6 protein-coding genes are annotated in these 4,970 nt (G+C 63.8%); 3 read left to right on the top strand and 3 right to left on the bottom strand.

Translation table 11 applies throughout. The features are described from left to right. Together VIR09_RS01560 and fmdA are read right to left on the bottom strand one after the other, a co-directional pair. A partial coding sequence (locus VIR09_RS01560; protein WP_414639359.1) for an FmdB family zinc ribbon protein occupies nt 1–112 on the bottom strand: 112 nt, incomplete at its 3' end. Between the two features lie 15 nt (nt 113–127). After that, complete coding sequence (gene fmdA, locus VIR09_RS01555; RefSeq protein ID WP_105556438.1) at nt 128–1,357, bottom strand: formamidase; 1,230 nt, start codon at nt 1,355–1,357, stop codon at nt 128–130. A 237-nt stretch (nt 1,358–1,594) separates the two neighbouring features. On the opposite strand from fmdA, the gene VIR09_RS01550 reads away from it, so the two are divergent. Then, nucleotides 1,595–1,963 carry a hypothetical protein gene (locus tag VIR09_RS01550; RefSeq protein WP_105556439.1) on the top strand — a complete coding sequence of 123 codons (369 nt, stop codon included), beginning with the start codon at nt 1,595–1,597 and terminating at the stop codon, nt 1,961–1,963. Here the strand turns inward: VIR09_RS01550 and VIR09_RS01545 are convergent, their stop codons facing one another. Further along, nucleotides 1,964–3,451, bottom strand: coding sequence for an aminotransferase class V-fold PLP-dependent enzyme (locus VIR09_RS01545; protein WP_313461204.1), 1,488 nt, complete (start codon nt 3,449–3,451; stop codon nt 1,964–1,966). It lies immediately after the preceding gene. A 97-nt stretch (nt 3,452–3,548) separates the two neighbouring features. On the opposite strand from VIR09_RS01545, the gene VIR09_RS01540 reads away from it, so the two are divergent. Together VIR09_RS01540 and VIR09_RS01535 are read left to right on the top strand one after the other, a co-directional pair. Beyond that, complete coding sequence (locus VIR09_RS01540) at nt 3,549–4,034, top strand: Lrp/AsnC family transcriptional regulator (RefSeq protein ID WP_332011116.1); 486 nt, start codon at nt 3,549–3,551, stop codon at nt 4,032–4,034. Between the two features lie 161 nt (nt 4,035–4,195). Next, nucleotides 4,196–4,970, top strand: a 775-nt coding sequence (locus tag VIR09_RS01535; protein ID WP_332011113.1) for an ATP-binding cassette domain-containing protein, incomplete at its 3' end; no start/stop codon positions are given.

The following is a 4,970-nucleotide window of genomic DNA, read 5'->3' as shown; positions in this document are numbered from 1 at the left end:
TGATGCGGCCAGACGCCGCGCCGCATTGCGGGCAGCCCGCCGGTTCGCGCCATTGCGCCAGCGGCCGCAAGGCGGCGAATTCGCCGCAATCGCCGCAGGCATAGTCATACATGGGCATCGTCGTCTCCTAGCGGTCGCGCGACAGCGGCATGTCCACGCCGCCCTTGATGTGCTTGATGGGGCCGGACGCCGAGGGCTGGATATCGAAATCGAAGATTTCGGTCGGCAGCCAGAGCGTGGCGCAGGAATTGGGAATATCCACCACGCCGCTGATATGCCCCTGCACCGGCGCGCAGCCCAGCAGCGAATAGGCCTGCGCGCCCGAATAGCCGAACTTCTTCAGATACTCGATGGCGTTCAGGCAAGCCTGGCGGTATGCCACGTTCACGTCCAGGTAATGCTGCTTGCCCGTCTCGTCCACCGAAATGCCCTCGAAGATCAGGTAGTCCTTGTAGGCAGGCGTGATGGGGCTGGGCTTGAAGATGGGGTTCTTGATGGCGTACTTCTCCATGCCGCCCTTGATCAGCGTCACGCGCATATGCACCCAGCCCGCCATTTCAATGGCGCCGCAGAAGGTGATCTCGCCATCGCCTTGCGAAAAGTGCAGGTCGCCCACGGAAAGACCGCCGCCCTTTACGTAGACCGGAAAGAAGACCCGCGCGCCGCGCGACAAATCCTTGATGTCGCAGTTGCCGCCGTGTTCGCGCGGCGGCACGGTACGTGCGCCTTCGCCTGCGGCCTTATCGCGTTCGGCGCCTTGCAGCGCGCCCATGTGCGCCGTCTTGGGCGCCGGTGGATTCGCCAGCGGCGGCACGCGGTTGGGGTTAGTGTCGATCAGCGCCTGCTCGCGTCGGTTCCACGTGTCCAGCAATTTCTTGTCGGGCAGGCAGCCGATCAGGCCGGGGTGGATCAGGCCCGCGAAATTCACGCCCGGAATATGGCGCGACGAGGTGAACATGCCATGGAAATCCCAGATGGATTTCTGGGCATGCGGAAAGTGTTCAGTGAGGAAACCGCCACCGTTGTTGCGGCTGAAGAAGCCGTTGAACCCCCACAGGCTATCGGGCTTGGCGCCGATGTCCAGCAAATCCACGACAAGCAGGTCGCCGGGCTCGGCGCCTTCGACGCCCACCGGGCCAGACAAGAAGTGCACCGTGGACAGGTCCACGTCGCGCACATCATCGGCGCTGTCGTCGTTCTTGATCGCGCCGCCGGTCCAGTCATAGGTTTCCAGCACAAAATCGTCGCCGGGCTTGACCCACACCGCCATCGGGATGTCGGGATGCCATCGGTTATGGATCTGCTTATTCTCGTACGGGGACTGGTCCAGATCGACTTTGATGAGCGTATTCGCCATTCTCTTTCATCTCCAACAAACGTGTTGATAAAACAGAACCTCAGCCGGATGTGCGTCCAATTCCCTTGCCGGATTGGATCTTCGGAATCGTTGACCTGTTAGCGATGGTAGACGTCTTCAGGCGATTTGCCATACTGGTTTTCCATGCAGTGGCGGCACCCGCGCCGCAACATCGGAAGGGGGTTTCGCAGCAGTTATGATGCGGAGCATCTTCAGCGCAATACCAAGGTTCACCGTATGGCAGCATTGCACCGCCGGCCCCTGGCCGCCTTCCTGATCATCGCCGCCTGCGCGGGCGCGTCCGTGCACGCCGCCGACGATTGCGTAGCCCGGATCGACGCCGGGCTGGCCAGCGTCGACCGCGCGCAGGACGTGCAACGCACACGCGAAGCGTCCAACGACCTGCAACTGAATCGCGACCTGTGCCAAGGCCGCCTGGACTTGCTGGATGCGCGCTTTGCGCTCAGCGACGACTTCGAGGCCTGCCGCCGGCAAGGCGCGGCCTTCTCGGATCAGGTCATCAAGACACTGACCCGCGCATCGGACGACCTTGCCGACATGAAGGCCGCCTGGATCCGGACCTGCGGCCCGCAGATGAAAGACTGATCAGGCCGCGGCGGCCAGTTCGGCGCTTTTCGGGAAGAAAATGGCGCGGCTGGGATCAAAGCCGTACAACCCTTCGAAGGCGGCGGCGTCGGCAGCCAGCGCGCGCACCGACTCCAGGATGAAATCCGCCTTGGCGTCCGGCAGCAGCGCGCTGAAATTCAATCTGACAAAACCCGGCTTTTCAATTTCGCGGCCGTCGAGAATGGCCTGGCGCATTTGCAGCGACTGATCCTCGCCAATGTCGAGCAGACGATGGACATAAGGCCCGGCGCATGCGCAGCCCCCGCGAGCCTGGATGCCGAAGCGGTCGCTCAACATGCGGGTGACCAATTGCTGATGCACGAAACCGCCCTTGTCGTTGCGCACCCGGAAGGAGAAGATCGGCAGACGCTGAGCCGTCAGCGACCCCAGCAGTTCCAGATGCTCCACGTTTTTCCAGGCATCAAGCGCCCGCTGCACGAAGCGCGCGTTGCGCTGCTGCATGAAATCGGCGCCCAGTGCTTCCTTCACCAGCAGGACCAGCGCCGCGCGGATGTCACCCACGACGTTGGGGGTGCCCGCTTCTTCGCGGGACTCCAGGCTGCCGCTGTAATCGTGGCCCACCGGCGACACGAATTTGACGGTGCCGCCGCCCGGCCATGTCGGCGTCGTCTCCGTCACGGCGTCACGCCTCACGATCAGCACGCCGGAGGCGCCCGGGCCGCCAATGAACTTATGCGGCGAGAACACGATGGCATCAATCTGCGCATCCGCGGCCGGCGACATCTGGACTGGCAGGTACGGCGCGCCGCCGGCGTAGTCCCACAGCATTTTTGCACCCGACCGCTTGACCAGGCGCGTGATGGCCGGGACGTCCGCGACGATGCCGGTCACGTTCGAAGCCGCCGACAGCGCGCAGACGACGAGCGTGCCATCGGGCGCTTGCAATGCGGCGGCCAACGCGGCCAGGTCCGGTCCGCCTTCGGCGTGTTCACCCAATTCGATAAGCTCGGCGCCGCATTCGCGCCACGGCAGGATGTTCGAGTGATGTTCGTACGGGCCGATGATGACGCGGACCTTGCGGCCTGCCGCAATGGCTGCATGCACGCCGAACAGATGAACCAGCCGGTTGATGCCAGCCGTTGCGCCCGAGCCCGCGAAAATCACCGCATGCTCGTCGCCGGCGCCGCAGCACCGGCCGACGGCGGCGCGTGCTTCACGGCGCAAGCGCGTGACGAACCCACCGCAATAGGACGCCTCGGTGTGCGAGTTGGCGTAATACGGAAGCACTTGTTCGAGGATGAAGCGTTCTACCTGCATCAAGGCGCGGCCGGACGCGACGTAGTCGGCGTAGACCAGTGGTTTGGTGCCGAACGGGCCGTCGATGACGGCGTCCTTGCCGATGAGCCCTTCCGCCAGCGCCGCGGCGACGTCGCCGGTTTTAAGGCTGTCTTGAAACTGCTGCAAGAGGCTGGGCTTGGCGGGCTGGGTCGCGATGGGCGTATTCATGATGGTGCGGGTTCCGATGGATTCGGAAATATCATACGATGGAAGCCATGATGAAACATCACCGATATTTTGCGTAAAACACGCAAAAACAGTTCATATGATCGACCAAATGGAAAAAATAGATAAACTTGATCTAAGCATCATTGCTTGCCTGCAAAAAGACGGCGCGCTGTCTCAGCGCGAGCTGGCGGATCGGGTGGGTTTGTCGCAAAACGCGTGCTGGCGCCGGTTGCAGCGCCTGAATGCCTGCGGGATCATCCGCGGCACCCGGGCAGAGGTCAGCCTGGCGGCCCTGGGGCTGGACTTGACCGTGTTCGTGATGATCCGGACCAGCCATCACGCCAAGGCGTGGGCTGACGGGTTCCGCGAGCATGTCGAGCGCCTGCCCGAAGTCACCGAGTTCTACCGCATCGGCGGTGACTGGGACTACCTGATCAAAGTCGTCTGCCGCGGCATGGCGGGATATGACCGCTTCTATCAAAGACTGATTACGGACTTTGAGTTGTCGACCGTGACGGGCTTCTTCAGCATGGAGGCGATTATTGAAAACAGGCCGCCAGACCTGCGGGTGCTGGAAGGTTGAGACCTGCGTTTGCCCCTCGGAACTTTCCGGGGCCGTCCCGATCGAACTCCCATCATTCCCCTCGCGGAGCCCTGCCCGGCCATGATTCTTTAAGCCCTCCCCCCTGATCCTCCTTGCCGCGTGATGCGGACAAGGTGTCTCATCGACCCGGAGCGCTTTCCATGGCCCAGCATCCCCACGCGCCGCATCAGGCGCACCTCCTGCCGCCCGCGGCCCCGCCCTTTCTCAGCCTGCACCACATCAGCCACGCACTGCCCGACGGCCGCGTGCTGCTGGACGACATCAGCCATGACTTTTCAACGGCACGCCACGGCCTGATTGGCCGCAACGGCGCCGGCAAGTCGCTGCTGCTGGGCCTGCTGCACGGTGATTTCCCGCCGCAGTCCGGCCGGGTCGTGCGCCATGGGCAGATCGCCTATGTGCCGCAGACGTTGCCGCAAGAACCGGGTGTGACGCTGGCCGACGTCGCGGGTATCGCCTCGATCCTCCGCGCGCAGGCGAACCTGGCATCCGGCAGCGCGCGGCAGGAGGACTTCGACGTGGCCGACGGCCATTGGCTGATCCGCGACGAATGGGCGCGGATGCTTGCCGACGCCGGCCTGCCCGGCTGGACGCCCGAGCATCCCGCGCACGCCGCAAGCGGCGGCGAACTGACCCGGGTGGCGCTGGCCGGCGCACTGCTGCAAAATCCCGACGGGCTACTGCTGGACGAACCCAGCAACCATCTGGATTCGCGCGCGCGCGACTGGTTGTTAGCGCGGATCGCCGACTGCCGTGGCGGGCTGATCGTTGTCAGTCACGACCGCGCCTTGCTGGACGCCATGTCGCATATCGTGCAGTTGGACAACGGCAAGCTCAACGGCCACGCCGGCAATTACCGTGCATGGCAAGCACAGCGCGATCGGCAAGCCGCGGCCGCCGAAACCACGCTGGCCC

It is taken from the genome of Achromobacter sp., assembly GCF_036567245.1.
Classification (GTDB): Bacteria; Pseudomonadota; Gammaproteobacteria; order Burkholderiales; family Burkholderiaceae_B; genus Achromobacter.
The sequence above is the reverse complement of the archived record's forward strand: the minus strand, read 5'-3'. Positions and strand labels throughout refer to the sequence as shown.